The organism is Pseudomonas protegens CHA0 (genome assembly GCF_000397205.1).
Lineage (GTDB): Bacteria > Pseudomonadota > Gammaproteobacteria > Pseudomonadales > Pseudomonadaceae > Aquipseudomonas > Aquipseudomonas protegens.
On sequence record NC_021237.1, the window covers coordinates 4,877,470 to 4,903,543 of the forward strand.

The window sequence follows — 26,074 nt, forward strand, 5'->3', positions numbered from 1 at the left end:
TAAGGCGCTTCCTAGATTGCGTCTAACCGCACTTTCGCCACTTTTCCCCTCCACCAGCTGGGCTAACGTTCGGGCTTTCCATTGGTCGGCTGGAGGCCTGTATGGGCTCGGTACTAATCATTGATGATCATCCCGTGGTGCGCATGGCCATTCGCATCCTGCTGGAGCACGAGGGGTATTCGATCGTTGGTGAAACCGATAACGGCGTCGATGCACTGCAAATGGTCCGTGATTGCGAACCGGACCTGGTCATCCTCGATATCTGCATTCCCAAGTTGGACGGGCTGGAGCTGCTGGAGCGCCTCGGCAATATGCCGAGGCGCTCGCGGATCCTGGTCCTGACCGCCCAGTCCGCTGCCCTGTTCGCCAACCGCTGCATGCGCGCCGGGGCTTGCGGCTACGTCTGCAAACAGGAGGACATGAGCGAGCTGCTCAGCGCCATCAAGGCAATCTGCAGCGGCTACAACTACTTCCCCAGCCAGGCCCTGCAGGTTGACCGCATCACTTTTGGCTCGCCACTGGAGTTGGCGCAGTTCAACTCACTCAATGACCGGGAATTGATGGTCCTGCAGCTGTTCGCCATGGGCCAGACCAACAAGGAAATTGCCGCCGGCATGTTTCTCAGCAACAAGACCGTCAGCACCTACAAGAAACGCATCATGCAGAAACTGGCGACCACCTCGATGAGTGAGCTGGTGGACATGGCCAAGCGTAACGCATTGATATGAACCGCCAGCCAGCCCCTTCCCCGATGTGCCGGGTACCCTGGCCATGACCCCGGCCCTGCTGCCGATGGGCGTTGCTGCCCTGCTGTTGCTGTCGATTGCTGCCGGGCTGGGCCTGGCCTGCCTGTACCGGCAACTGCGCCAACACCGGCAACAGGTCCAGGCGCTGCAACAGACGGTGGCAACCCTGGGCACCAGCCTGCAGCAGGCCGAGCGGGCCAACCGCCTGAAAGGCCAGTTCCTCGGCCACCTTGGCCATGAGATCCGCACACCACTGAACGCCTTCATCGGCCTCCTGGAACTGGTGCTGCAACGCACCGAGGACGGCTCAGCCAACCGTGGTTCCCTGGAGCTGGCCCTGGGTGCCGCCAGTGACCTGCGGGAGCTGCTCGGCGACCTGCTGGACATCAGCCGGATCGAGTCCGGGCAACTTCAACTGAACCCGGCCTGGACCTGCCTGAGCCACAGCGCCGAGGCAGTGCTGGGGGTGTTCCAGGCCCTGGCCCGGCAGAAGAACCTGGACCTGAGCCTGGAGTTCCAGGCCCCATCCCCCGAACCCCAGGTACTGGTAGATGGCCTGCGTTTCAAGCAGATCCTGACCAACCTGTTGAGCAATGCCCTCAAGTTCACCCGACAGGGCAAGGTGCAGGTCAAGCTGCAATTGCTGCCGGCGGCGCGCCCCGGGCACTTCGACCTGCTGCTGCGGGTGCTGGACACCGGCATCGGCATTCCCCCACAGGAGCGCCAGCGCCTGTTGCAGCCCTTCGCCCAGGTGGAACCGACCAGCCAGTCGCCACGGGACAGCAGTGGCCTCGGCCTGCCCATCAGCCATCAGCTTTGCCTGCAGATGGGGGGCAGCCTGAGCCTGCACGGCCGCACGGGCCCCGGATGCGAAGTGCAGGTCAGGCTGACCTTGCCCGGCCGCACGGCCGTCGCCCCCAGGCCCGTCGCCGCCACGCCGGCTGCTGCCCAACTGCCGCTGGATGTGCTGCTGGCAGACGATCACCCTGCCAGCCTGACCTTGCTGCAAGGGCAACTGGAGCACCTCGGGCACCGGGTCACCTGCGCCGGGAACGGGTTGCAGGCCTATCAGCTATGGCACGAGGGCGACTTCGACCTGCTGATCGTCGACTGCAACATGCCCTTGATGAATGGCTACCAACTGGCCGAGGCCATACGCCGCAGCGAAGGCTCCGGGCCGGCGGTCAACCTGATCGGCTGCAGCGCCAGCAACGACCCGCAGACGCATCAGCGTGGCCTGGATGCCGGCATGCACGATTGCCTGTGCAAGCCCTTGGGGCTGGAGTTGCTGGGCTCACGCCTGGCGACGCTGCACCCCCTGCCAAGGCCGGACAGTTTCAGCATCGAGGCCTTGTTCACCCTGACCCATGGCAAGCCGCAGCTTGTCCGGAGCATGCTGGAAAAACTGTCGCAGTGTTGCCGTGAGGATCGCCACCTGCTGGGGAGGATCCCGCCCGACGATTTCACCGCCCTGCTGGAGCTGGCCCACAAGATCAGGGGCTCGGCGCTGATGGTCCGGGCCACCCCCTTGCAGAACTGCTGTGAAAACCTGGAGCGGGCTTGCCTGGAACGGGCCGGGGCTACCGTCATCAGCACCGCTGTGCGCGCCCTGGACCTGGCCCTGATACGCCTTGCCCAATCCCTGCACCGACACCTCGAAGGCCAGGCTCAATCGCAACCTGCGCTGCCCCGCGAAGCAACCCGGCCTGCCTCTTGCCAGGAAAATAGCAAAAGGCCAGTATTGCCTCGCCGTCAGCCACACCCATGAAACCCGTAGCGACGGTTTCCTCGACACCCTCGGCCCCCGGTAAAGCCAAGGCAGGCAATGCCAGCCTTAACTATGCTTGGGTCCTGAGCCATGCCTCGTGTGCCTTTGGAGTGAATTGGAATGCTGAGCACCCCTGCCTTAGCACAACGCCGCTTTCCTCTGCATATCCATATCAGTGCAATGTTCACCTTGCTGTTGCTCCTGACGGGTGTGGTGCTGGGCCTCTACAACTACCAGCAGACCACGCGGCTGATCCTCGACAGCAGTGAAAAGCTTTTCCAGCGCATCGAGCTGGATGTACGCAGCGACGTCAAGGCCACCTACGATCCCATGCGCCATCTGCTCAGCCTGCTGGCGGGTTCGCCGGCGGCCCAGGCGGCGAACCTGGAAGACCGGCTGACCCTGCTGCGGCCTTTCAGCCAGGCCCTGCTGGACAACCCGGACCTGGCTTCGCTGTACCTGGGCTACGCCAATGGCGATTTCTTCATGGTGCGGCCACTGCGCAATCCGCAGATCCGCGAAAGGCGCCAGGCCCCGCAGAACAGCGCCTACGAGGTGTGGAGCATCGAACGCGACTCCCGCACCGGCCAAGTCCATTCCCAATCGCTGTTCTATGACCCCGCGCTGGTATTGATCGACCGCCTGGAGCACCCCGACGAGCGCTACGACCCACGTAACCGCGACTGGTTCTCCAGCGCCCGGGGCGACGCCGACCAGATCACTACCCGCCCCTATGTGTTCTTTTCCACCCAGAACGTCGGCACCACCCTGGCCCGGCACAGCGGCAAGATGGCCGTGATCGCCGCCGACCTGACCCTGGAACAGCTGTCCTCGACCCTGGCCAAGCACCGCGTCACACCCTCCACCGAGGTTGCCCTGCTGGATGACCAGGGCAACGTCGTGGCCTACCCGGACAGCCAGAAGCTGCTGCCGGAACAACGCAGTGCGCGGCTGGTCAAGGCGAACGACCTGAGCCCGGCGCTCGCTGCCCTGATGCGTGGCCAGACCGAAGGCGGCCATCTGCAGGCCCAGGGGCGCAGCTGGATTGTCGCCAGCGGCCATATCTCCGAGGGTGGCCCCGGCGGCTTGCAGCTGGCGCTGCTGGTGCCCGAGGACGAACTTCTGGCCGACGCCTATCGCCTGCGCTGGCAAGGCGCGCTGATTACCCTCACCACCCTGCTGCTGTGCCTGCCCCTTGGTTGGCTGATCTCCCGGGTCCTGGTACGGCCGCTACACGCCCTGGTGCAGGAGGCCGACGCGATCCGCAGTTTCGATTTCGACTATCCGGTTTCCCGGCGTTCACCGGTGTTGGAGGTTGATCAACTGAGCATCTCGATGGCGCGGATGAAAGACACCCTGGCGAGCTTTTTCGAGATCAACGCCAGCCTGTCCGCCGAAACCCGTTTCGACCCGCTGCTGCAACGGGTGCTGTTCGAGACCGTGAAGATCGCCCAGGCCCAGGCCGGCCTGATCTACCTCTGTGAAAGCAAGGGCACGCGCCTGGAGCCCCATGGGCTGATCATCGATGGCCAGCCCCAGGACATGACGCAGTTCCCCATCGGCTCCCGGGAACTGGCGGACAGCCGGACTCCCGAGTGGCTGAGCCAACTGACCCACAACGACAACGTGGTCACCACCCTGGGATTCGATCAGGCCGCGGACCTGCAGAGCGTGTTGCTGGCCCTGGACAGCCCCAGTGCGCACCTGGTGGGCATCCGCCTGCGCAACCGGCACAACGAAACCATAGGCATGCTCCTGCTGTTCCTGGTGGACAGCGGCGCCGAGGCCGACCTGGACAAACTCAGCCCGGACCGCATCGCCTTTATCCAGGCCGTGTCCGCCACCGCCGCCCTGTGCATCGAGAGCCAGCGCCTGCAGAACAAGCAGAAACAGTTGCTGGATGCCTTTATCCAGTTGCTGGCCGGGGCCATCGACGCCAAGAGCCCCTACACCGGCGGCCACTGCCAGCGGGTACCGGCCTTGACCCTGATGCTGGCCGAGGCGGCCGCCGCCAGCCAGGACCCGCGATTCGCTGCCTACCAGCCCGGCGAGGACGAGTGGGAAGCCTTGCACATCGCCGCCTGGCTGCACGACTGCGGCAAGGTCACCACCCCGGAATACGTGGTGGACAAAGCCACCAAGCTGGAAACCCTGAACAACCGCATCCACGAAATCCGCACCCGCTTCGAGGTGCTCAAGCGCGACGCCTGGATCGACTACTGGCGCGCCCTGGCCCTGGGCGGCGACGAACAGCCTCTTGCCGCCGAGCGCGAGGCCCGGCTGCTGGCCCTGGACGATGACTTCACCTTTGTCGCCCGCTGCAACATGGGCACCGAATTCATGGCCGAGGCCGATCAGCAGCGCCTGCAGCGCATCGCCCAACGCACCTGGAGCCGGACCCTGGACGATCGCCTGGGGGTTTCCTGGGAGGAGAACCAGCGCCAGGAACGCACCCCGGCGCCGAGCCTGCCGGTGCTGGAACCGCTACTGGCGGACAAGCCCGAACACCTGCTGGAGCGCAGCGCCACGGAAGTCATGGCGGCGGACAACCCCTGGGGCTTCAAACTGCAGGTGCCCAGCCACAAGTACAACCGTGGTGAGCTGTACAACCTGAGCATTGCCCGGGGCACGCTGACGGCCGAAGAACGCTATGTGATCAATCACCACATCGTGCAGACCATCATCATGCTCGAGCACCTGCCCTTCCCCAGCCACTTGCAGAACGTGGCGGAGATCGCCGGCGGCCACCATGAGAAGATGGACGGCACCGGCTACCCCAAGCAGCTCAAGCGCGAACAGATGAGCCTGCCCGCGCGGATGATGGCCATCGCCGACATCTTCGAGGCCCTGACGGCGGCAGACCGCCCCTACAAAAGGGGCAAGACCCTGAGCGAGGCGCTGAACATCATGGCCATGATGTGCCGCGATGCCCATATCGATCCCGAGCTGTTCGAGCTGTTCATCCAGCAGCGGATCTACCAGCGCTACGCGGAGCGTTTCCTGACGCCGCAACAGGTCGACCCGGTGGACCAGGATTCACTGCTCAAGAAGGCGGGCTTGAGCACCTGAGGGCTTCAGCAGTCGCTCAGGCGCAGAAAGATCGCCGCCAGTTGCTCGATTCCCGCCTGGTCGGCAACACCGAAGCGCGCCAGCTTCGGGCTGTCCAGGTCGAGCACGCCGATCAACCGGCCGTCCTTGACCAGCGGCACCACCAGCTCGCTGTTGGAGGCGCTGTCACAGGCAATGTGCCCGGCAAAGGCGTGCACATCTTCCACCCGCTGGGTCTGCAGAGTCGCCGCCGCGGTACCGCAGACGCCGCGGCCAAACGGAATCCGCACGCAGGCGATCTGCCCCTGGAACGGCCCGAGCACCAGCTCCTGGTTGCGGTTGAGGTAGAACCCCGCCCAGTTCAGGTCCTCCAGCTGGCTATAGAGGAAGGCTGAGAACTGCGCGGCGTTGGCGATGAAATCACGCTCATCGGCCAGCAGCGACTCCAACTGCGCGCACAGCAGCCCGTAACCGTCCAGGCCTTGGCCGGCGCTTTGCAAATCGATCATGCTTTTTGCTCCAACAACTGCAGGCCCACCCAATAGCGGGCAAATTGATAGGCACAACGGCCATTGCGGTTGCCCCGGCCGGTGGCCCAGCGTACCGCGAGGATGTCCAGTTCTTCGTCACGCTGCCAGTCGAGGCCGGCCTTGCGCGCCAGTTCGCCGATCCAGTGCTCCACCACGTTGAGGAAGTGCTCCTGGGTGAAGGGATAGAACGACAGCCACAGGCCGAAACGGTCCGACAGGGCGATCTTGTCTTCCACGGCTTCACTGGGATGCAGCTCGCCGTCGACGCGCTTCCAGTTCTCGTTGTCGCTTTCCTTTTCCGGCACCAGGTGCCGGCGGTTCGAGGTGGCGTACAGCAGCACGTTCTCCGGGGCCTGCTCCAGGGAGCCGTCGAGCACGCTCTTGAGCACCCGGTAATCGCCCTCGCCAGCCTCGAACGACAGGTCATCGCAGAACAGCACGAAACGCTGGGGCAGCTTGACCAGCTGTTCCACCACCCGCGGCAGGTCCGCCAGGTGGTCACGCTCGATCTCGATCAGCCGCAGGCCGCCCTTGGCGTGCTCGGCCAGCAGGGCCCGTACCAGGGAAGACTTGCCAGTGCCACGCGAACCCCAGAGCAGGGCATGGTTGGCTGGCAGGCGGTCAAGGAACTGCTGGGTGTTGCGCGCCAGTTGCTCACGCTGCTTGTCGACCCCGATCAGGTCGCTCAGGCGCATGTCCAGGCTGACTTCCAGCGGCAGCAGGAAACCGCTGCGCCCTTCACGCTGCCAGCGGGCCGCCAGGCACTGATTCCAGTCGATGGGCTGGCGCAGGGTGGGCAACAAGGGTTCAATCCGCGCCAGAACCGCATCGGCACGTTCAAGAAATGCATTCAATCGAGCATCCACGACTTTTCCTCAGGCACGTTCAAGGTAATGATGCGGCACACAGAGCAAACGCAATCCCGATCAAGGGGTCTATCGCTTTATCAGCTGCTGCCCGGCCAGCCCGGCAACCAAAAATGATCAGCTATGCTTGCGCAGCGAAGGGAAACGAAAGTGGTTCAACCCCCCATGGATATCAAGTTCACCAACCGCCTGTCCTATAAACAGGCCCGGCTCACCGTGCTGGTGGGTTTCATTCTGGGGACCGCGCTCAGTCTGCTGCAAATCGGCATCGATTATGCCAGCGAAGACGCCTCCATCAATCGTGAAATCCAATCGCTGCTGGAAATCAGCCACAATCCGGCCTCGCGCATCGCCTACAACATCGACGCCGAGTTGGCCCAGGAATTGACCCTGGGCCTGCTGCGCTCCCCGGCGATCATTCGCGCGCAATTGATCGACAACAACAATACCCTGCTGGCCAACGTCGAACGGCCACCGCAACAGAGCCGCTATCGGGCCATCAGCGACTTCCTGTTCGGCGCCGATCGCCAGTTCGAGGATCGCCTGTATCTGAGCCACCTGCCGGAGGAGTCCCTCGGCACCCTGCACCTGGATGTGGATACCTACGCCTTCGGCAGCCGTTTCCTGCGGCGTGCCGAAGTCACCCTGATCAACGGGTTCGCCCGCAGCCTGATCCTCACCGGGATTCTCCTGGCGCTGTTCTACGTGATGCTGACCAAGCCCTTGGTGCGGGTGATCCGCGAGCTCAGCAGCCGCGACCCGCGCAGCCCGAAACAGGCCAAGCTGGACTTTCCCCATGGCCACGAGAACGACGAAGTCGGGGTGCTGGTCAAGGTGGCCAACCAGCAGTTCGACATCATGGCCACCGAGATCCAGCAGCGGCGCAACGCCGAGAACCGCCTGACCGAATACCTCGGGCAGCTGGAGAACATCGTCTCGGCCCGCACCACCGAGCTCAAGGCCAGCAATGCCCGGCTCAGCCAGTCCAACGAGGAACTGGAGATCGCCCGGCGCACTGCCCTGGACATGGCCCAGGCGCGGGCGGCGTTTCTGGCCAACATGAGTCACGAGATTCGCACCCCGCTCAATGGCCTGCTGGGGATGATCGCGCTGTCCCTGGACAGCCCGCTGAACCCCGAGCAGCGCCAGCAGCTGTCGATTGCCCATGACTCCGGCAAGGTCCTGGTGGAATTGCTCAACGATATTCTCGACATGTCCAAGTTCGACGCCGGGCAACTGGAGCTGGAGCGAATTCCCTTCGATCTCGGGGTACTGGTGGAGGACACCGCCAACCTGCTGTCGCAAAACGCCGCGGCCAGCGTGGAGCTGGCCTGCCTGATCGCCCCGGACTTCCCCGCCCTGGTACTGGGGGACCCGACCCGAGTGCGGCAGATCGTCAGCAACCTGCTGTCCAACGCCCTCAAGTTCACCCGTTTCGGCCGCGTCGATGTGCGCCTGAGCACCCTGGGCGACGGGGTGCGCATCGAGATCTGCGACACCGGCATCGGCATCGCCCAGGAAGCCCAGGTGCGCATCTTCCAGCCCTATACCCAGGCCGGCGCCGGCATCACTCGCCAATACGGAGGCACCGGCCTGGGCCTGGCCCTGACCTACAACCTCTGCGAAGCCATGGACGGCCGCCTGAGCATCAGTTCGGAAGTCGGCTTCGGCAGCCAGTTCTGCGCCGACCTGCCGCTGCCCTGCCACACTCCGGCCGCCCCGCCGCCGGCGCTGGCCGGGAAGATCATCGCCATCACCGAGGCCGGCAGCGGCCTCGCCGAGCTGCTGGCCAGCCTGCTGCCCAGTTGGGGCCTGAGCTATCAGCGCTGTGATATCGAGGATTCCCTGGCCGGCCTCGACCCCGACCTGCTGATCACCGACTGCCCGGAATGCCTGTTCGGCCTGCGCCCGGCGATCCGCGCGCCAATCCTGCTGGTGACCGCCTATGGCAGCTTCCTGCCCAGCGAAGAGGCCAACGCCCTGGCGCCACTGCAACAGCAGGCCCGGCCCCTGGCGCGCAATGCGTTGTATCAGACCCTGCGACGCTCGTTGCTGGGGGAAACCATCACCCTCAACGACGCCCAGCTGGAAATGCCGGTGCAACGGCGCCGGGCGGACATTCTGCTGGTGGAGGACAACCCGGTGAACCAACTGGTGGCCAAGGGCATGCTGAGCAAGCTCGGCTGCGCGGTGACCGTGGCCGCCCATGGCGCCGAAGCCCTCAACCAGTTGGAGCTGCATCGTTTCGATCTGGTGCTGATGGACTGCAACATGCCGGTCATGGATGGCTACGAAGCCAGCCGGCAGATCCGGCGCAGCGGGCGCTGGCCGGATCTGCCGATCATCGCCCTGACTGCCAACGCCATGCCCGAGGAGCGTGAACGCTGCCGCGCCGCCGGCATGAGCGACTACCTGGCCAAACCGTTCCGTCGCGAAGAATTGATCGCCCTGCTCGACCTCTGGGTGCCGACTACGACAAAGCTTTGATCTGCTGCAGCAGTTGATCCAGGCCGGCGCGCAACTGATCGAGGTTGTCCAGATCGATCCCGCTGTCGCACAGCAGCGCCGCCTTCAGCGGCGGCACCTGCTCACGCAGCGCCAGGCCGCTATCGCTCAAGCTCAAGTGCACCTCGCGCTCGTCGCGCTCGGACCGCTGGCGCTGCACCAGTTGCAACTGCTCCAGGCGCTTGAGCAACGGGGTCAGGGTCCCGGAATCCAGGGCCAGGCGCTCGCCCAGGGCCTTGACCGTCGGCAGGGACGGAGGCGTTGCCTGCCATTCCCACAGCACCAGCATCACCAGGTACTGCGGGTAGGTCAGGCCCAAGCGGTCGAGCATCGGCTTGTAGCCACGGACCACCGCCCGCGAGGCGGCGTACAGCTTGAAGCACAGCTGGGAATCGAGTTTCAGTGAATCCACGGACAGGTCGTTCATTTGAGCAGGGCTTCGATCTCGCGGCTCAGGTCCTGGGGTTTGGTTGCCGGAGCGAAACGCTTGACCAGCTTGCCGTCCTGGCCGATCAGGAACTTGGTGAAGTTCCACTTGATGCCTTGGGAGCCGAGCACGCCGGGTGCGCGCTTTTTCAACTGAGCGAACAGTGGATGGGCCCCGGCGCCATTGACCTCGATCTTCTTGAACAGCGGGAAACTCACACCGTAGTTGAGCTCGCAGAACTCGGAGATCGCCCCTTCGTTGCCTGGTTCCTGCTTGCCGAACTGGTTGCAGGGAAAGCCCAATACCACCAGCCCCTGGTCCTTGTAGGTCTGCCACAGCTCTTCGAGCCCCTTGTATTGCGGGGTGAAGCCGCACTTGCTGGCAGTGTTGACCACCAGCACGGCCTTGCCGGCGAAGTCCGCCAGGGTCTTTTGTTCACCCTTGATGGTGGTGCAGGGAATGGTCAGCAGTGAGTCGGTCATGACGGCAACTCCATGTGTGGAAGTAAGAGGCAGCAAAATAGCGCTCAATTAAATTGCATGCAATTTAATTGAAAAAAGGCGATTCCGAAGAATCGCCAACCGGTCAGCGCGGCACCAGGTCCAGGCACACCGAGTTGATGCAGTAACGTAGGCCGGTGGGCGGCGGGCCGTCCGGGAACACGTGGCCCAGGTGCGCGTCGCACTTGGCGCAGACCACTTCGGTACGGATCATGCCGTGGCTCATGTCACGGATCTCCACCATGGCGCTGTCGGCAATGGGCTCGTAGAAACTCGGCCAGCCACACCCGGAATCGAACTTGGCCTTGGAATCGAACAGCGGCTCATTGCAGCAGATGCAGTGATAAACCCCATCGGTCTTGGTGCCGTTGTACTTGCCCGAGAAGGGCCGTTCGGTGCCCTTGAGCCGGCAGACGTTGTACTGCTCCGGGTCGAGCATCGACCGCCATTCTTCCAGGGTTTTTTCCAGCTTTTCCATGGTCCTTCCTCTGCAACGGAAAAAGCCCGATCTGTGTCTTTTCCACGGATCGGGCGGCACGTATGATTGCGCCTCGTCAGACGCCAGTCTGGCAGCCGCGTTACACCCATTCAAACGGATTTTGCCGCAGCCGGTGCGGGTTACAGGCCGGTGTGACACGGCAGGATTCCCAGTACGGTAGTTCATCCTCCGCCTGGATCGTTCATTTTCGGGAACACATCGCCATGCAGGTCAGCAAATCGAACAAGCTCGCCAACGTCTGTTATGACATACGCGGCCCAGTGCTCAAGCACGCCAAACGTCTGGAAGAGGAAGGCCACCGCATCCTCAAGCTGAATATCGGCAACCCGGCGCCCTTTGGTTTCGAAGCGCCGGACGAAATCCTCCAGGACGTGATCCGCAACCTGCCCACTGCCCAGGGCTACAGCGACTCCAAGGGCCTGTTCAGTGCCCGCAAGGCGGTGATGCAGTACTACCAGCAGAAGCAGGTGGAAGGCATCGGTATCGAAGACATCTACCTGGGCAACGGTGTTTCCGAGCTGATCGTGATGGCCATGCAGGCCCTGCTCAACAACGGCGACGAAGTGCTGGTGCCGGCCCCCGACTACCCGCTGTGGACCGCCGCGGTGAGCCTGGCCGGCGGCAACCCGGTGCACTACCTGTGCGACGAGCAGGCCAACTGGTGGCCGGACCTGGCCGACATCAAGGCCAAGATCACCCCGAACACCAAGGCCCTGGTGATCATCAACCCGAACAACCCCACCGGCGCCGTCTACCCCAGGGAAGTGCTGCTGGGCATGCTGGAGCTGGCCCGCCAGCACAACCTGGTGGTGTTCTCGGACGAGATCTACGACAAGATCCTCTACGATGACGCCGTGCACATCTGCACCGCCTCGCTGGCCCCGGACCTGCTGTGCCTGACCTTCAACGGCCTGTCCAAGTCCTATCGGGTAGCCGGTTTCCGTTCCGGTTGGGTGGCCATTTCCGGTCCCAAGCAGCACGCCCAGAGCTACATCGAAGGCATCGACATGCTGGCCAACATGCGCCTGTGCGCCAACGTGCCCAGCCAGCACGCCATCCAGACCGCACTGGGCGGCTACCAGAGCATCAACGACCTGGTGCTGCCCCCGGGCCGCCTGCTGGAACAGCGCAACCGTACCTGGGAACTGCTCAACGACATTCCCGGAGTCAGTTGCGTCAAGCCCATGGGCGCGCTGTATGCCTTCCCGCGGATCGACCCGAAGATCTGCCCGATCCACAACGACGAGAAGTTCGTCCTCGACCTGCTGCTCTCGGAAAAGCTCCTGGTGGTGCAAGGCACGGCCTTCAACTGGCCATGGCCGGATCACTTCCGCGTCGTGACCCTGCCGCGGGTGGATGACCTGGAGCAGGCCATTGGTCGGATCGGCAGCTTCCTCAAGTCCTACCGCCAGTAACGGAAAAATCGCAGTGCGATCCTTCTCTGGTCGCACTGCGATTAATTCAGCAACACATCTTCACTGCCCTGCTCCACTCCCCTTCTATAAGCTTGCACTTTCCGTCCTGCCCACTGTCACACCTCTGCACCGCAGCCGGGTGGCGGCCGCCCTGGCGTTGGCTCATGGCATTGAACTACAAGCGTCTAGACCCGGCCTGTGCGACACAGTTTGAAATAGAAGCCGTATTGAATAGGCGGTTGCCGCACCTTATATACCCCGCAGTACGCTACATCTTTAGCTTGAGGAGATTTCTACAACCATGATGCGAATCCTGCTGTTTTTGGCCACTAACCTTGCGGTCGTGCTGATTGCCAGCATCACCCTGAGCCTTTTCGGCTTCAACGGGTTCATGGCGGCCAATGGGGTTGATCTGAACCTCAATCAGCTGCTGATTTTCTGTGCGGTCTTCGGTTTTGCCGGTTCGCTGTTCTCGCTGTTCATCTCCAAGTGGATGGCGAAGATGAGCACCAGCACGCAGATCATCACCCAACCGCGCACCCGCCATGAGCAATGGTTGCTGCAGACCGTCGAGCAACTGTCCCGCGAAGCGGGCATCAAGATGCCCGAAGTGGGTATTTTCCCAGCCTATGAGGCCAACGCCTTTGCCACCGGCTGGAACAAGAATGATGCGCTGGTAGCCGTCAGCCAGGGCCTTCTGGAACGTTTTTCGCCCGATGAAGTGAAAGCCGTGCTGGCCCACGAGATCGGCCACGTCGCCAACGGTGACATGGTGACCCTGGCACTGATCCAGGGTGTGGTGAACACTTTCGTGATGTTCTTCGCACGGATCATCGGCAACTTCGTCGACAAGGTGATCTTCAAGAACGAAGAAGGCCAGGGCATCGCCTACTACGTGGCGACCATCTTCGCCGAACTGGTTCTGGGTATCCTGGCCAGCGCCATCGTTATGTGGTTCTCGCGCAAACGCGAATACCGCGCCGACGAAGCCGGCGCCCGTCTGGCCGGCACCAACGCGATGATCGGCGCGCTGCAGCGCCTGCGTTCGGAACAGGGCCTGCCGGTGCACATGCCCGACACCCTGAATGCCTTCGGCATCAACGGTGGCATCAAGCAGGGCCTGGCTCGCATGTTCATGAGCCACCCTCCGCTGGAAGAGCGTATCGAGGCCCTGCGTCGTCGCGGCTGATCCAGTGCAAGGCAATACCCAAAAGGGCGACGCAAGTCGCCCTTTTGCTTGGCCGCCAAAAACCTATCTCGCGGCACCCTGCTTGCTCAGGCGATAGACCCTCTCCACCAGCCGGGTCACGCCACCCTGGAGAAACTTCCAGCTCTCGCCAAGAATGTCGCGCTCCGTTTCTACCTGCAGTTGCCAGACGCCCCCCAGACGTTGCCGGACCTCATCGTCGAGCACCGCAAATGGCGGGCCGTCCAACTGCTCCTGGGCGTAATCCATGGTGATCAGCAGCCCCTTGCTGCCATTCGGCAACAGGCCATTGAGGTGAGCGGCATAGCGCTGTCGCATGGGCGAGGGCAAGGCAATCATGGCTGCACGGTCATACAGGGCCGTGCAATCAGCGGTGTCCTCGGCGGTCAGGGCAAAGAAATCACCGCACCAGAGCTCAATGGGCCCGTGGGCGTAGACCTTGAACACCCCGTGCTGGCTGATTTGCGGCTGCAACTGGTGCTCACGAAAGAAATCCTCCACCGCCTTTTCCGCCAGTTCGATGCCCAGCACCTCGAACCCTTGGTCAGCAAGCCAGATCAGGTCCAGGCTCTTGCCGCACAAGGGCACCAGCACGCGGCTTTGCGCCGCCAGGCCCAAGGCCGGCCAGTACTGCTGCAGGTAAGGGTTGACCTCGGCCAGGTGAAAGCCGATCTGATCGCGCTCCCAGCGCTTTTGCCAAAAGTCCGCTTGCATGAGAAGTCCTTAAAATTCGATAAAAAAGCGCTAAAACTTATATTAGATTTAGATCATTGATCTGATTGAAGATGGCGCATCTTAACCTTCAGGAGCCTCTTCATGCTTCCCAGCCTGTTCATCTCCCACGGCTCTCCCATGCTGGCGCTGGAACCCGGCGCCAGCGGCCCGGCCCTGGCTCGCCTGGCAGCCGAGCTGCCACGGCCCAGGGCGATCCTGGTGGTCTCGGCCCACTGGGAAAGCTCCGATCTGCGGGTCAGTTGCAACCCGCACCCGGAAACCTGGCACGACTTTGGCGGCTTCCCCGCCGCGCTGTTTGCCGTGCAATACCCGGCCCCGGGCGATCCGGAACTGGCAGCCCAGGTAGTGGAGCTGCTCCAGGCCGAAGGCCTGCCCGCCCAACTGGACAGCCAGCGCCCCTTCGACCACGGCACCTGGGTACCGCTGTCGCTGATGTACCCGCAGGCGGACATCCCGGTGGTCCAGCTGTCGCTGCCCAGCCGCCTGGGCCCGGCCCTGCAGACCCGTATCGGCCATGCCCTCGCGGGCCTGCGGGAACAGGGCGTGCTGCTGATCGGCTCCGGCAGCATCACCCACAACCTGCGGGACCTGGACTGGCACGTTGGCCCGGAAAGCGTCGAACCCTGGGCCAAGGCCTTTCGCGACTGGATGATCGACAAGCTGGCGGCCGATGACCAGGCGGCCCTGCATGACTACCGCCAGCAGGCACCGAATGCCGTGCGCAGCCACCCCAGTGATGAACACCTGCTGCCGCTGTATTTCGCCCGGGGCGCCGGTGGCGAATTCAGCGTGGCCCACCAGGGCTTCACCCTGGGCGCCCTGGGCATGGACATCTACCGATTTGGCTGATGGCCACCAGCTCCAAGGCAAATGACAGGCAAAAAAAATCCCCGAACCAGTCGGGGATTTTTTATGCCTGATCAATCAGCTCAGGGGCCGATCAATCTTCGCGATAGCGACGCAGCTTCAGCTGCTTGCCGGCAACGCGAGTGTCCTTGAGCTTGGTCAGCAGACGGTCCAGACCATCCTCCGGCAGCTCGACCAGGCTGAAGCTGTCACGCACCTGGATGCGGCCGATAGCTTCACGGGCCAGGCCGCCTTCATTGAGGATCGCGCCCAGAAGGTTCTTGGCAGCGATGCCGTCACGGGCACCCAGCGCGGTACGGCAGCGTGCACGACCTTCGCCCAGAGGCATTGGCGCGCGACGCTCACGGTCACCACGATCAGGACGGTCACCGGAACGCTCAGGACGATCGCCACGTGGAGCGCTGTTGGGCACCAGTGGACGCTCTTTCTCGATCGCGGCCAGGTTCAGCGCTTGACCGTTGGTAGCCTTGCGCAGCAGGGCTGCGGCCAGGGCACGCGGGCTGCAACCGATGTCGGCGGTCAGGCGATCAAGCAGATCACCGTGGGTCGCTTCAGCATCAGCCACCAGCGGCGACAGGCTGTTGGTCAGCTTCTTGATGCGGGCATCGAGAACGGCTTGGGCGTCCGGCAGGCGAACTTCGGCAACCTTCTGACCGGTTACACGCTCGATCACTTGCAGCATGCGGCGCTCGCGCGGAGTCACCAGCAGCAGCGCGCGGCCTTCGCGACCGGCACGGCCGGTACGGCCGATACGGTGTACGTAGGACTCCGGATCGTACGGCATGTCCACGTTGAATACGTGGGTGATGCGCGGTACGTCCAGACCACGGGCGGCTACGTCGGTCGCCACAACGATGTCCAGGCGGCCATCCTTGAGGGAGTCGATCACGCGCTCACGCTGGTTCTGGGCGATGTCGCCGTTCAGCGCAGCGGCTTTGTAGCCTTTGGCTTCCAGGGCACTGGCCAGGTCCAGGGTCGCTTGCTTGGTGCGCACGAACATGATCAGGGCGTCGAAATCTTCAACTTCCAGCAGGCTCAGAACGGCAGAGGTCTTCTGGTCGGCGTGAACCAGCAGGTGAGCCTGCTCGATCGCGGTGACGGTCTGGGTCTTGCTCTGGATCTTGACGTGTTTCGGGTCCTTCAGGTGACGCTCGGCGATGGCCCGGATCGACTGCGGCAGGGTGGCCGAGAACAGTACGGTCTGGCGGGTCTCCGGCATGGCCTTGAAGATCACTTCCAGGTCATCCATGAAGCCCAGCTTGAGCATCTCGTCGGCTTCGTCGAGAACCAGGTGGTTCACGGTGGCCAGGACTTTTTCGTCGCGACGCAGGTGGTCGCACAGACGGCCCGGAGTGGCGACAACGATCTGTGCGCCATTACGGATTGCTTTCAGTTGTGGGCCCATCGGCGCACCGCCGTAGACGGCCACAACAGTCACGCCCGGCATTTGCTTGGCGTAGGTTTCGAAAGCGGTTGCTACTTGCAGCGCCAACTCACGGGTTGGGGCCAGGATCAGAGCTTGCGGCTCGCGCTTGGACGGATCAATGCGGTGCAGGATAGGCAGGGCAAAGGCAGCGGTCTTACCGGTACCGGTTTGCGCCTGACCAATCATATCGTGACCGGCAAGGATGATCGGGATCGACTGCTGCTGAATAGCCGAAGGCTCTTCATAGCCGGTAGCGACTACTGCAGCGACAATATTGGGATGAAGTTCAAGAGCGGCGAAGCCGCCGATTTCCTGGGTCATGGGTCTGCCTCTAAGTGCATCCGCAAAGACCCATGCTCCAAAGCTGCGCATGCCGTGTAAGACTCAAGAGTCACCCTGGCAGCTTTGTCGGCGGGGATTTGCGAAAACGATTGGATGAATGGATCGTCAAGGATAGTCCGCGCAGCGGACAAGCAGCCGAAGCTGACTTCGGGGAATTGCATTACCTAAACGTGGCCCGGCTAAAGGCCGGCGCGCACTATACCGGAATTACTCAAAAAAGGGAGTTTTTTTTATCGGAAAAATCCGCTGAACACCCGATTGTCATGGGCTTTGCGCAGACTTCGGCGGCGCGCTATTTTGCTCAGGCCCGGCGCTGTTGGTCATCGCGCTTAAACGGTTCACCTTTGTGCACGAAACCGCCCGCGCCAACCTCCCCTCTTTCTTCCCAGGACAGCGCTCATGAATCAGCCCAGTGCCAGCCGTGTCAGCCGTGAACTACGTGGTCACCTGTTCCTTATCGGCCTGGACCGGGTGGCCAAGCGCAATGCCTTCGACCTCGAGCTGCTCAACCAGTTGAGCCTGGCCTACGGCGAGTTCGAAGCCAGCAGCGAGGCGCGAGTGGCGGTGGTGTTCGGCCACGGCGAGCACTTCACCGCAGGCCTGGACCTGGCCAATGTCGGCGCCGCCCTGGCCCAGGGCTGGCAAGCACCAGCCGGTGGCTGCGACCCCTGGGGCGTGTTCAGCGGCCCACGGGTGAACAAGCCGGTGATCGTCGCCGTACAAGGCTACTGCCTGACCATCGGCATCGAGCTGATGCTGGCCTCCGACATCAATCTCTGCGCCAGCAATACCCGCTTCGCGCAAATGGAGGTGCAACGCGGAATCTTCCCTTTCGGCGGCGCGACCCTGCGCCTGCATCAACTGGCCGGCTGGGGCAATGCCATGCGCTGGTTGCTGACCGGGGACGAATTCGATGCCCATGAAGCCCTGCGCCTGGGCCTGGTGCAGGAGGTCATGGCCAGCGAAGACCTGCTGCCCCGGGCCATTGAACTGGCCGAACGGATTGCCCGCCAGGCACCGTTGGGGGTGCAGGCGACCCTGATGTCGGCACGCCAGGCCAGGCTCGAAGGGGAAACGGTGGCCGCCCAGGGGCTGGCGCCGCTGGTGCACAAACTGATGAACAGTGAGGACGCCAAAGAGGGCGTGCGGGCGATGATCGAAAAACGGCCCGGGGTGTTCAAGGGCTGTTGAACAGGGGCCGGCAGATCGGCTTCGCCGGCCAGCCGGCGCCAGCAAGGGCTTATGTGGCCGGGCGGATCGCCTTGATCAAGGGTTGCAGGGAGTAGCCCAAGCGTGGGGCCAGGGCTTGGGCCCGGGCATTCAGGCCTGGCAGGTCCAGCTCCTGGTCGAGGTCGGACGGCACGATCAGAATCACGTTGCCCTCCTTCACCGGCAACTCCCAGTAATGGCGGTGATAGAGCCCGCGCAACAGGGCGGCGCCCAGGGGCTTGCCATCATCGGTGGCCCACTGGTTGATCACCAGCCAGCCGCCGGGGTTGAGGCGCTTCTGGCAGTTCTCCAGAAACCCCCAGGCCAGATGCCCGACGCCGGGGCCGACGTCGGTGTACAGGTCGACGAAGATCAGGTCGGCGGATTCAGCACTGTCCAGCAGCTCCAGGGCATCGCCGACTCTTATATATAGACGCGGATCGTCGTCCAGCCCCAGGTACTCGATAGCCAGGCGCGGCACGTCCGGTCGCAGTTCGATGGCTTCCACATCTTCCAGGGGCAGGAACTTCAGGCAAGCCTGGGTCAGGGTGCCGGCGCCCAGCCCGAGAAACAACGCGCTCTCCGGCGCCTCATGGCACAGGGCACCGATCAGCATGGCCCGGGTGTAGTCGTACTCCAGCCAACTGGGGTCCGCCGTGAACACACAGCTTTGCTCGATGGCATCGCCAAATTCGAGAAAACGATAGTCCGCCACTTCCAGGACCCGGATCATGCCGAATTCGTCATGCACTTCGGCGAGCAGGCGCTCGACGCGCTCCTCAGTCATTTCATCTCCTAGCCGCGCGGGCACAGAACCTTGCCGGCGCGATAAACCAACCGCTCGGCAGCGAGCGGGAAAGGCGCGATTGTCGGCCAAGCGAGAGGAGCAGGTCACGCACTAATTTGCTGCTAACATGCCCCTCCCACCGTTAAAGCACTCGAGTCCGCGATGAGCCAACCCTGGAGCCCCGACAGCTGGCGCGCCCTGCCGATCCAGCAACAACCCCACTACCCCGATGCCGCGCACCTGCTGCAGGTCGAGCAAAGCCTGGCCAGTTATCCACCGCTGGTGTTTGCCGGTGAAGCCCGGGAGTTGCGTCGCCAGTTTGCCGAAGTCACCCAGGGCCGGGCATTCCTGTTGCAGGGTGGCGATTGTGCCGAGAGCTTCGCCGAATTCTCCGCGGCGAAGATTCGCGACACCTTCAAGGTGCTGCTGCAGATGGCCATCGTCATGACCTTTGCCGCCGGCTGCCCGGTGGTCAAGGTCGGGCGCATGGCCGGCCAGTTCGCCAAGCCGCGCTCGGCCAACGACGAAACCATCAATGGCGTGACCTTGCCGGCCTATCGCGGCGACATCGTCAACGGCATCGGTTTCGATGAAAAAAGCCGGGTGCCGGACCCCGACCGCCTGCTGCAGTCCTACCACCAGGCCACCGCCACCCTCAACCTGCTGCGAGCCTTCGCCCAGGGCGGTTTCGCCGACCTGCACCAGGTGCACAAGTGGAACCTGGACTTCATCGCCAACTCGGCCCTGGCCGAGAAGTACAGCCAACTGGCAGACCGCATCGACGAAACCCTGGCCTTCATGCGTGCCTGCGGCCTGGACAGCGCGCCGCAACTGCGCGAAACCAGCTTCTTCACCGCCCACGAAGCGTTGCTGCTCAACTATGAAGAAGCCTTCGTGCGCCGCGACAGCCTGACCAACGACTACTACGACTGCTCGGCGCACATGCTGTGGATCGGCGATCGCACCCGGCAACTGGACGGCGCCCACGTGGAGTTCCTGCGCGGGGTGAACAACCCGATCGGGGTCAAGGTCGGCCCGAGCATGAACACCGACGAACTGATCCGCCTGATCGATATCCTCAACCCGGAAAACGATCCCGGCCGCCTCAACCTGATCGTGCGCATGGGCGCCAACAAGGTCGGCGATCACCTGCCACAGCTGATTCGCGCGGTGGAAAGCGAAGGCAAGCAGGTGCTGTGGAGCTCGGACCCGATGCACGGCAACACCATCAAGGCCAGCAGCGGCTACAAGACCCGGGATTTCGCGCAGATCCTCACCGAGGTCAAGCAGTTCTTCCAGGTCCACCAGGCCGAAGGCAGCTATGCCGGTGGCATCCATATCGAGATGACCGGGCAGAACGTCACCGAATGCATCGGCGGTGCCCGGCCGATTACCGAGGATGGTTTGTCGGACCGTTACCACACCCATTGCGACCCGCGGATGAATGCCGACCAGTCTCTGGAACTGGCCTTCCTGATTGCCGAGACCTTGAAGCAGGTCAAGCGCTAAGAGCGCTTTCGCCGGCTAGCCCGCTCCTGCAAGGGCTGTGTAGGAGCGGGCTGGCCCGCGAAGCTCTTCACCCCAGCACCTCACGCAGGCGTCGCGCGCCATCACGCTGGCAATTGAGCTGAATCTGTTCCAACCCCAGCCAGTCGGCCATCTTTCGCAATTGCAGGGCCAATGCCCGGACACCCTCGTCGTCCAGACCGAATGGCTCCTCATGCACCGCGTGCACCGCCAGACGCCCCTGGGCCCGCTCCGCCCGCAGGTCGACCCGGGCGGCAATCCGCTCGTTGTGCAGGAACGGCAGCACGTAATAGCCATAGACCCGCTTGTGCTCAGGCGTGTAGATCTCCAGGCGGTAGCGGAAATCGAACAGCCGCTCGGTACGGCTACGCTCCCAGATCAGGGAATCGAAAGGTGACAACAGCGCGCTGGCTTCGACCTTGCGCGGCACCCGCGCCTCGGGCAGGCAATAGGCACTTTGCTTCCAGCCCTGGACCTCACAGCCCAGCAGTTCGCCGGACTCGCACAACTCGGCAAGCCGCGCGCGACTATCGCCGGGATCGAGGCGAAAGTAGTCCCGCAGGTCCTTTTCCGTGGCTACCCCCAGTGCCCCGGCCGCCTGCAGCAGCAACCGGCGCTGGGCCTGGGCTTCCTCCAACGGCATCTGCTGGAGGATCGCCGCCGGGATCACTCGTTCCGGCAAGTCATACAGACGCTCGAAACCGCGGCGGCCGGACACTGTCACCTCACCGGCAGCGAACAGCCATTCCAGGGCATGCTTTTCTTCGCTCCAGTCCCACCAGGGGCCGGCCCGCTCTTCGCGGGTGGAGAGGCTGCCGGCCCCCAGCGCGCCCTGCTGCTCCACGGCCGCCAGCACCCGGCGCAGAGTGGCCTGGCGTTCCTGGCCGAAACGCGCCAGTTGCGAGTAGATACCCTGCCCCTGGCGTGCGCGCTGCATGCGCCAGCGCATCAAGGGGTACATGGACATCGGCAGCAGCGAGGCCTCATGCCCCCAGTACTCGAACAAGGTGCGCTGGCGCCCCTGGCTCCAGGCGGCCTGATCGAGCAGCTGCTGTGGATAACTGCCAAGACGGGAAAACAGCGGCAAGTAATGGGCGCGCACCAGGGCGTTGACCGAATCGATCTGCAACAGGCCCAGGCGCTCGATCTGCTGATTGAGTCGGGAGGCCTTGATCGATGCCGGCGGCTGGCGCCCGCCGAAGCCTTGGGCAGCCAGCGCCAGCCGGCGGGCCTGCTTGAGCGAGAAAGAAGGTAGTGCGGGCATGAGCGTCTCCTGGTCTGCCCGCACGCTAGCGCACCCTGGACCGGCTTGTGTAGTGGCCACCGGGTTATTTGTGCATCGGGTCGTCCCAGAACGGGCGGACCGCTTCATGCTCCACATCCGCCCGGCTCAACCCCAGGTCATGCAGGGCCGAATCGCTCAGGCCGGCAAGCATCCGGCGCTCCTGCGCCAACTCGTGCCAGCGGACCACCTGGTGCCATAGTGCACGTAACGACAACGCCTGAATTGGCAGTTTGTGAACCAGCAGATAACCCTTTTGCGCTTTCATGATCCTGTCCTCCAGTGGGGATGAGCACAGTCTCTTCCCCGAACAAGGATCAATCCAACGAATGTTTCTTATGCAATACATCTCAGGGTTTGATGCTTTGGTTCCCCGCCGGTGTTTCCAGGGACCGCTTTCAGATCCGGTAATCCCCCGGCCAGCCGCCCAGTGGGTCGCGACCGAAACCATCGAGGCTGGCCGCCGCCGACTCTTCACAGGCCAGCAGGCTGTAGCCGCCAAGATCATCGGGCAACGGCAGAGCCGAAGGGGGAGTCAGGACAATGGACGGGTGCAGTTGCCCGAGCAACTCTTGCACCGTGCTGCTGACCGCGGGCCGGGCGCCGTTGATGGCCAGCACCGCCGCCTGCGGGGTCAGGGCTTCGGCAAGGACGGTGTAGCCATGGTTGCTGCAACTGACCGGCAACCGGTGTTCCTGGCGCTGTTCCTCGATGACGCGGGCCGGCTGCTCCTCCACCGACAGGACCACCCCGCAACAGCCGGTTGCAGCAATGATCCGCGCGTCCGGGTAACGGTTTCGCAGGCTGGTGTAGGTGGACTGCTTGCCGGTGAGCACGATCAGGCCATCGCGCCCATGAAACTGCCGCACCAGCTCTGCCGAGGATTCCTCACTGACCCGCAGCCAATCCTTTACGCCAAGCACGGCCGCCAACTCGCCAATCACTGCACTGGCCTCCTGATAACGGTCGTGACGCACCGACACCGTGGTGGGTATGCCCATCAAGGCAAAGGGCGCGGCGCGGCGGATTGCGTGCAGACAAAAGCCGTAATAGGGCAGCAGGCACAGGACTTCCTGGCCATAGCCCTGGCCCGCCCCCTGGTCATCCAGGCTCTCCCTGGCGCGAATCAGCCCCCAGCGAAACAGCGACAGGAGCTCGCCATGCAACACATCGCGCCACTTTTCCAGAGCCATCCTGGGTTCCGGCAAGCGCCTGGCCAGGGCCTCGAAGTCATCACGCTCGAATAACAATTCCTGCAACTGCGCCAGGGGCTCCAGGTTCTGGAAATAGGGCTGGTTCATGTTGCGCTCCAGGCCTGGCGCTGCAGCACCGCGTCCTTGCCGGTGCAATAGTGCTGGCGGATGCCATCCAGAAAGCTCCAGGCCAGTGACGGGAGCATGGCCGCACGCGCCACCGAGTCACGGCCCACGTCGCCCCGCGCCAGCAGGTACTCGATGTTGAGCGACGGCCGCTGATCGTGGCCCAGCTCGTCATCCAGTTCGTCATGGGCTGCCATGGCCCCCAGCAACGCTGCACAGCGCGGGTTGTTGGCGGACACCTGCGAGTAGAAACGCAGGTGACGATCATCGCCACGGCATTCGCTCAGGCTTTTTTGCAGATAGGTCGAACCGATCAGGTAGCCCTTCCAGTCATGCCGTGCCAGGTCGCTGAGATAACCGACAAAGGCAGTGGTGGTCGGCAAGGGTCGCATCGCTTCCGGGCGCCGGACTCCCAGTTCGCGCAGCCTGGGCTTGAGGATGTCGCAGTGGGTCAGCTCATCCTGCAGGTGCTGCAACAGGTTTTCGCGGATCCGCGCATCCGCACAGGCGGCAATGGCCGGGCTGACATGTCGGGTCGCCGAGGCCAGGTAATGATAGTTCTCCAGCATGTAGCCGATGATCAGCTCATCCGCGCAGCCCTCGGTCATCTGTTGCCACAGGCCGTGGCCGTCCACCGATACCAGCCAGTCGGTGGTCATCTGTTCGATGGCCGCCACACTCTCGGCGCTGGAGCTCTGGCCATTGAGCAACTGCTCATGCACCTGGCTGATCAGTGCGCCAAAAGGCGCCGGGCTCATGACCAGTTGCGTCATTCGCGGCCCCAGGGCATAGCAGGATGCAACGACGGTATCGGCAGGGTTGTCATCGCCGGAACGCTCACCGTTGACCAGGCTCATCACACTGGACGGCCAGACCGGCAGGCCCTGGAAAATTTCCACGTCCAGGGGTGAATCAGCGGCGTGCAACAGTTGGTCCAGCCCCTCCTCGGCCACCAGTTGGGCCGCGGTGACAATGGAACTGGCACATCCCTGCTCCAGCGCAGTCAGCCAGCGGTAGATCATTTCGCTGAGGCTGCAGACTGCATTGAGCACCGTGGCCACCACCGGCGCGGGGTAGCAGTCCTGAGTGCGCACGGCCTTCTTCCAGTTATCCGAATGCCCATACTGGATGTCGGTGGAAAAATGCCCCAGCACCTTGTCTGTCGCCTTGCGGCTCAACAGGTTGTGGCCCACCAGCAACTCATGCCAACCCAGCACCGCCTCCTGCTCCACCGAGGAGTGCTCCATGAAACCGGAGCAGGCCGCCGACACCAGCTCGCCCATGGCCGCGATCTGCCGGGACAGGTGAATCCACTCCAGGGTTGCGGGCAAAGGCCGGGCCAGCCTGACCATGTCGCCGGAACAGCCGATCAGCTCCAGGGCCTCATTGAAGAACTGCGCATGATCCCACTCCTCCAGCGCATGCCTGGACAGCATCAGGGAGATCGGCGACAACCCTATGCCCGGGCTGACCGAGGGGCACATCCTCGAGGCCGCGGCAGCCAGGTAGTGCCGGGTTTCCAGAATATAAGCGTAGAGCGCAGCTTGATCACCCTCTCTTATCTTTCGCCAGATGGGGTGACCATAAACAAACTCTTCTGCAGCGGTATATTGCTCGTTCAGCAGAAAAATAACTTCTTCCGCATTGAACTGGGCGCCCAGCGCCGACAAGTTGAGACTCTGGGCAATGCGTTCGACAATAAAAGCATTATCACTAAGTGTAGAGATAGGCGCTTCCAGACTTCCCAGCAGCAGTACCGAGTGACTGCCGATAGTGCTGCGCGCTAAAAATGGAGGGCTACGCAACGGTTCAGATATATCGATATGAGTAGTTCGAGTAGTGAGGTCCATTTCTGATCCTGCCCTCCAAAGCGTTAGCGTCATTTACTCGACGATGGCTGCCCTAAGTTGCTTCGCCGCCTTCTCCGTACGTTCCACCAGGCCCACCAGCGCCTTGAGGTCTTCCGGTGCCAGCTTGCCGGCTTTGAGCTTGGTCTTGAGCTGTGTCAGCTCGGCAGTGGTTGGCTCAGTGTGTTCCGCTTTCACGTTCATGAAAGGACCCTCCAAAGTTGGTCGCAATCCCAGTACAGACCATCTGTACATGGCAAGCGCAACACTAGTAGCGGATGTTTCTTTAGGCAAACCCAAACAACGACAAAGTTGACCATTAATCGGCCCAGGGCATATTCATTGATTTTTATCGCGCAGCGAAATTAGCAAACGACAACTTATAGCCAACACTCCAGACCTTTCTTGAAAATTTATAGCCAGCACCGATAAGGCTTATCGCTAATAACACAGCACAACTAAAGCCAAAGACAAAACCAATAAAAGCCACGAGCATTAATTGCTGGATCGAACATCATTTATCCGCAGTACTACTTGAACTGAAGGAGCACTATCGACACTCTGTTATCCAGCTATCCCTATTGCGATTGCCCAGCACTACTGATCAGGAGGAAGCGTCATGAGAGACATGCTGAGCGTGGACTGGTCGCGTATCCCGCCCCCCCAGGACGATGGCGCAGCCCGTCACTTGCAAGGCCTGCACTTGCCCGGGCTACGACTGCCCTCCACCTCGGGCGAAGGGGTCGACCTGTCGACGTTGCCCGGCATAACGGTGCTCTATGTCTACCCGCGCATGGGACGACCGGATTTGCCGCTGCTGGAGGGCTGGGACATGACCCCCGGCGCCCGCGGCTGTACCCCGCAGTCCTGCGGCTTTCGCGACCTGGCCGAGGAACTCGCGGCCGCCGGGGCGGCGAACCTGTTCGGCCTCTCGAGCCAGGACAGCGACTATCAACGTGAAGCCGTCGAGCGGCTGCACCTGCCCTTTGCCCTGCTCTCCGATGCACAGGGGCAATTGACCGAAGCCCTGGGGCTGCCGATGTTCGAATTGAACGCCACCCGCTTCCTGAAACGCCTGACTCTGATTCTCAAGGCCGGGCAGATCGAAAAGGTGTTCTACCCGGTGTTTCCACCGGACCAGAACGCCCGGCAGGTGCTGGCCTGGCTGCAAGCGCAACGCCAGGGATGACGCCATGGCCTTGCGAGGAATAAGATCAGGCCC

22 protein-coding genes and 1 pseudogene are annotated in these 26,074 nt (G+C 62.9%); 10 read left to right on the forward strand and 13 right to left on the reverse strand.

Features of this window, described 5'->3' with window-relative positions; all coding sequences use genetic code 11:
* The first annotated feature begins 101 nt into the window (after positions 1–101).
* The 3 genes from PFLCHA0_RS21510 (at position 102) to PFLCHA0_RS21520 (ending at position 5,583) form a co-directional block, all read left to right on the forward strand.
* Positions 102–728: a response regulator transcription factor gene (locus PFLCHA0_RS21510; protein ID WP_015636524.1), complete on the forward strand. Its 627-nt coding sequence runs from the start codon at positions 102–104 to the stop codon at positions 726–728.
* A 43-nt stretch (positions 729–771) separates the two neighbouring features.
* Positions 772–2,514, forward strand: a complete 1,743-nt coding sequence (locus PFLCHA0_RS21515; RefSeq protein ID WP_019092869.1) for a response regulator — start codon at positions 772–774, stop codon at positions 2,512–2,514.
* 120 nt (positions 2,515–2,634) lie between these two features.
* A complete protein-coding gene (locus PFLCHA0_RS21520) occupies positions 2,635–5,583 on the forward strand; it encodes an HD domain-containing phosphohydrolase (protein ID WP_015636526.1) in 2,949 nt (982 codons plus the stop codon).
* A gap of 5 nt (positions 5,584–5,588) precedes the next feature.
* On the opposite strand, the gene PFLCHA0_RS21525 is transcribed toward PFLCHA0_RS21520, so the two are convergent.
* Complete coding sequence (locus PFLCHA0_RS21525) at positions 5,589–6,071, reverse strand: GAF domain-containing protein (protein WP_011062515.1); 483 nt, start codon at positions 6,069–6,071, stop codon at positions 5,589–5,591.
* Positions 6,068–6,958 (reverse strand): ATP-binding protein, encoded by an 891-nt coding sequence (locus PFLCHA0_RS21530; RefSeq protein ID WP_015636527.1) that lies wholly within the window; start codon positions 6,956–6,958, stop codon positions 6,068–6,070. The genes PFLCHA0_RS21525 and PFLCHA0_RS21530 overlap by 4 nt, the downstream gene beginning before the upstream one ends.
* 165 nt (positions 6,959–7,123) lie before the next feature.
* On the opposite strand from PFLCHA0_RS21530, the gene PFLCHA0_RS21535 reads away from it, so the two are divergent.
* Positions 7,124–9,445 (forward strand): hybrid sensor histidine kinase/response regulator, encoded by a 2,322-nt coding sequence (locus PFLCHA0_RS21535; RefSeq protein WP_011062517.1) that lies wholly within the window; start codon positions 7,124–7,126, stop codon positions 9,443–9,445.
* On the opposite strand, the gene PFLCHA0_RS21540 is transcribed toward PFLCHA0_RS21535, so the two are convergent.
* The 3 genes from PFLCHA0_RS21540 to msrB all read right to left on the reverse strand — a co-directional run bounded on the left by PFLCHA0_RS21540 (position 9,429) and on the right by msrB (position 10,868).
* Complete coding sequence (locus PFLCHA0_RS21540) at positions 9,429–9,890, reverse strand: MarR family winged helix-turn-helix transcriptional regulator (protein ID WP_015636529.1); 462 nt, start codon at positions 9,888–9,890, stop codon at positions 9,429–9,431. The two genes, PFLCHA0_RS21535 and PFLCHA0_RS21540, sit on opposite strands and share 17 nt — an antisense overlap.
* Positions 9,887–10,372 (reverse strand): glutathione peroxidase, encoded by a 486-nt coding sequence (locus PFLCHA0_RS21545; RefSeq protein WP_015636530.1) that lies wholly within the window; start codon positions 10,370–10,372, stop codon positions 9,887–9,889. Before PFLCHA0_RS21545 ends, PFLCHA0_RS21540 begins: the two co-directional genes overlap by 4 nt.
* Positions 10,373–10,475: 103 nt before the next feature.
* Positions 10,476–10,868: a peptide-methionine (R)-S-oxide reductase MsrB gene (gene msrB, locus PFLCHA0_RS21550; protein ID WP_011062520.1), complete on the reverse strand. Its 393-nt coding sequence runs from the start codon at positions 10,866–10,868 to the stop codon at positions 10,476–10,478.
* 224 nt (positions 10,869–11,092) lie between these two features.
* Here msrB and PFLCHA0_RS21555 point away from each other — a divergent pair, with 224 nt between their 5' ends.
* Both PFLCHA0_RS21555 and htpX read left to right on the forward strand, forming a co-directional pair.
* Complete coding sequence (locus PFLCHA0_RS21555; RefSeq protein WP_011062521.1) at positions 11,093–12,304, forward strand: pyridoxal phosphate-dependent aminotransferase; 1,212 nt, start codon at positions 11,093–11,095, stop codon at positions 12,302–12,304.
* A 301-nt stretch (positions 12,305–12,605) separates the two neighbouring features.
* Positions 12,606–13,493 carry a protease HtpX gene (gene htpX, locus PFLCHA0_RS21560; protein ID WP_015636531.1) on the forward strand — a complete coding sequence of 296 codons (888 nt, stop codon included), beginning with the start codon at positions 12,606–12,608 and terminating at the stop codon, positions 13,491–13,493.
* Positions 13,494–13,556: 63 nt separating this feature from the next.
* Here htpX and PFLCHA0_RS21565 read toward each other — a convergent pair whose 3' ends face one another.
* Positions 13,557–14,225 (reverse strand): thiopurine S-methyltransferase, encoded by a 669-nt coding sequence (locus tag PFLCHA0_RS21565; protein ID WP_011062523.1) that lies wholly within the window; start codon positions 14,223–14,225, stop codon positions 13,557–13,559.
* Between the two features lie 102 nt (positions 14,226–14,327).
* Here PFLCHA0_RS21565 and PFLCHA0_RS21570 point away from each other — a divergent pair, with 102 nt between their 5' ends.
* Positions 14,328–15,095 (forward strand): DODA-type extradiol aromatic ring-opening family dioxygenase, encoded by a 768-nt coding sequence (locus PFLCHA0_RS21570; protein ID WP_015636532.1) that lies wholly within the window; start codon positions 14,328–14,330, stop codon positions 15,093–15,095.
* A gap of 91 nt (positions 15,096–15,186) precedes the next feature.
* Here PFLCHA0_RS21570 and PFLCHA0_RS21575 read toward each other — a convergent pair.
* Positions 15,187–16,894, reverse strand: a pseudogene (locus PFLCHA0_RS21575) (DEAD/DEAH box helicase).
* 386 nt (positions 16,895–17,280) lie between these two features.
* Between PFLCHA0_RS21575 and PFLCHA0_RS21580 the strand changes: the two are divergent.
* Positions 17,281–18,072, forward strand: coding sequence for a crotonase/enoyl-CoA hydratase family protein (locus PFLCHA0_RS21580; RefSeq protein WP_015636533.1), 792 nt, complete (start codon positions 17,281–17,283; stop codon positions 18,070–18,072).
* Between the two features lie 49 nt (positions 18,073–18,121).
* On the opposite strand, the gene PFLCHA0_RS21585 is transcribed toward PFLCHA0_RS21580, so the two are convergent.
* Entirely contained in the window at positions 18,122–18,877 is a 756-nt protein-coding gene (locus tag PFLCHA0_RS21585; protein ID WP_011062527.1) for a spermidine synthase, read from the reverse strand.
* Between the two features lie 162 nt (positions 18,878–19,039).
* Here PFLCHA0_RS21585 and PFLCHA0_RS21590 point away from each other — a divergent pair, with 162 nt between their 5' ends.
* The gene (locus PFLCHA0_RS21590; protein ID WP_011062528.1) at positions 19,040–20,386 is read left to right on the forward strand and encodes a class II 3-deoxy-7-phosphoheptulonate synthase; all 1,347 of its coding nucleotides are present in this window, start codon (positions 19,040–19,042) and stop codon (positions 20,384–20,386) included.
* Between the two features lie 67 nt (positions 20,387–20,453).
* Here the strand turns inward: PFLCHA0_RS21590 and PFLCHA0_RS21595 are convergent, their stop codons facing one another.
* From PFLCHA0_RS21595 to PFLCHA0_RS31880, 5 genes are all read right to left on the reverse strand, one after another.
* Positions 20,454–21,668, reverse strand: coding sequence for a winged helix-turn-helix domain-containing protein (locus tag PFLCHA0_RS21595; RefSeq protein ID WP_015636534.1), 1,215 nt, complete (start codon positions 21,666–21,668; stop codon positions 20,454–20,456).
* A 64-nt stretch (positions 21,669–21,732) separates the two neighbouring features.
* Positions 21,733–21,954 carry a DUF1127 domain-containing protein gene (locus PFLCHA0_RS21600; RefSeq protein WP_015636535.1) on the reverse strand — a complete coding sequence of 74 codons (222 nt, stop codon included), beginning with the start codon at positions 21,952–21,954 and terminating at the stop codon, positions 21,733–21,735.
* A 130-nt stretch (positions 21,955–22,084) separates the two neighbouring features.
* Positions 22,085–22,987 (reverse strand): hypothetical protein, encoded by a 903-nt coding sequence (locus PFLCHA0_RS21605; RefSeq protein ID WP_015636536.1) that lies wholly within the window; start codon positions 22,985–22,987, stop codon positions 22,085–22,087.
* Positions 22,984–24,441 (reverse strand): thiaminase II/PqqC family protein, encoded by a 1,458-nt coding sequence (locus tag PFLCHA0_RS21610; protein WP_169892177.1) that lies wholly within the window; start codon positions 24,439–24,441, stop codon positions 22,984–22,986. Before PFLCHA0_RS21610 ends, PFLCHA0_RS21605 begins: the two co-directional genes overlap by 4 nt.
* A gap of 447 nt (positions 24,442–24,888) precedes the next feature.
* Positions 24,889–25,056 (reverse strand): hypothetical protein, encoded by a 168-nt coding sequence (locus PFLCHA0_RS31880; RefSeq protein WP_015636538.1) that lies wholly within the window; start codon positions 25,054–25,056, stop codon positions 24,889–24,891.
* 415 nt (positions 25,057–25,471) lie between these two features.
* Here PFLCHA0_RS31880 and PFLCHA0_RS21615 point away from each other — a divergent pair, with 415 nt between their 5' ends.
* Positions 25,472–26,041 carry a peroxiredoxin gene (locus tag PFLCHA0_RS21615; RefSeq protein ID WP_011062532.1) on the forward strand — a complete coding sequence of 190 codons (570 nt, stop codon included), beginning with the start codon at positions 25,472–25,474 and terminating at the stop codon, positions 26,039–26,041.
* Positions 26,042–26,074 lie beyond the last annotated feature (33 nt).

Coding starts and splice junctions, on each gene's coding strand:
- PFLCHA0_RS21510 (WP_015636524.1), top strand. CDS start 102: ATGGGCTCGGTACTAATCATTGATGATCATCCCGTGGTGCGCATGGCC.
- PFLCHA0_RS21515 (WP_019092869.1), top strand. CDS start 772: ATGACCCCGGCCCTGCTGCCGATGGGCGTTGCTGCCCTGCTGTTGCTG.
- PFLCHA0_RS21520 (WP_015636526.1), top strand. CDS start 2,635: ATGCTGAGCACCCCTGCCTTAGCACAACGCCGCTTTCCTCTGCATATC.
- PFLCHA0_RS21525 (WP_011062515.1), bottom strand. CDS start 6,071: ATGATCGATTTGCAAAGCGCCGGCCAAGGCCTGGACGGTTACGGGCTG.
- PFLCHA0_RS21535 (WP_011062517.1), top strand. CDS start 7,124: ATGGATATCAAGTTCACCAACCGCCTGTCCTATAAACAGGCCCGGCTC.
- PFLCHA0_RS21540 (WP_015636529.1), bottom strand. CDS start 9,890: ATGAACGACCTGTCCGTGGATTCACTGAAACTCGATTCCCAGCTGTGC.
- PFLCHA0_RS21545 (WP_015636530.1), bottom strand. CDS start 10,372: ATGACCGACTCACTGCTGACCATTCCCTGCACCACCATCAAGGGTGAA.
- msrB (WP_011062520.1), bottom strand. CDS start 10,868: ATGGAAAAGCTGGAAAAAACCCTGGAAGAATGGCGGTCGATGCTCGAC.
- PFLCHA0_RS21555 (WP_011062521.1), top strand. CDS start 11,093: ATGCAGGTCAGCAAATCGAACAAGCTCGCCAACGTCTGTTATGACATA.
- htpX (WP_015636531.1), top strand. CDS start 12,606: ATGATGCGAATCCTGCTGTTTTTGGCCACTAACCTTGCGGTCGTGCTG.
- PFLCHA0_RS21565 (WP_011062523.1), bottom strand. CDS start 14,225: ATGCAAGCGGACTTTTGGCAAAAGCGCTGGGAGCGCGATCAGATCGGC.
- PFLCHA0_RS21570 (WP_015636532.1), top strand. CDS start 14,328: ATGCTTCCCAGCCTGTTCATCTCCCACGGCTCTCCCATGCTGGCGCTG.
- PFLCHA0_RS21580 (WP_015636533.1), top strand. CDS start 17,281: ATGAATCAGCCCAGTGCCAGCCGTGTCAGCCGTGAACTACGTGGTCAC.
- PFLCHA0_RS21585 (WP_011062527.1), bottom strand. CDS start 18,877: ATGACTGAGGAGCGCGTCGAGCGCCTGCTCGCCGAAGTGCATGACGAA.
- PFLCHA0_RS21590 (WP_011062528.1), top strand. CDS start 19,040: ATGAGCCAACCCTGGAGCCCCGACAGCTGGCGCGCCCTGCCGATCCAG.
- PFLCHA0_RS21595 (WP_015636534.1), bottom strand. CDS start 21,668: ATGCCCGCACTACCTTCTTTCTCGCTCAAGCAGGCCCGCCGGCTGGCG.
- PFLCHA0_RS21600 (WP_015636535.1), bottom strand. CDS start 21,954: ATGAAAGCGCAAAAGGGTTATCTGCTGGTTCACAAACTGCCAATTCAG.
- PFLCHA0_RS21605 (WP_015636536.1), bottom strand. CDS start 22,987: ATGAACCAGCCCTATTTCCAGAACCTGGAGCCCCTGGCGCAGTTGCAG.
- PFLCHA0_RS21610 (WP_169892177.1), bottom strand. CDS start 24,441: ATGCTGTCCAGGCATGCGCTGGAGGAGTGGGATCATGCGCAGTTCTTC.
- PFLCHA0_RS31880 (WP_015636538.1), bottom strand. CDS start 25,056: ATGAACGTGAAAGCGGAACACACTGAGCCAACCACTGCCGAGCTGACA.
- PFLCHA0_RS21615 (WP_011062532.1), top strand. CDS start 25,472: ATGAGAGACATGCTGAGCGTGGACTGGTCGCGTATCCCGCCCCCCCAG.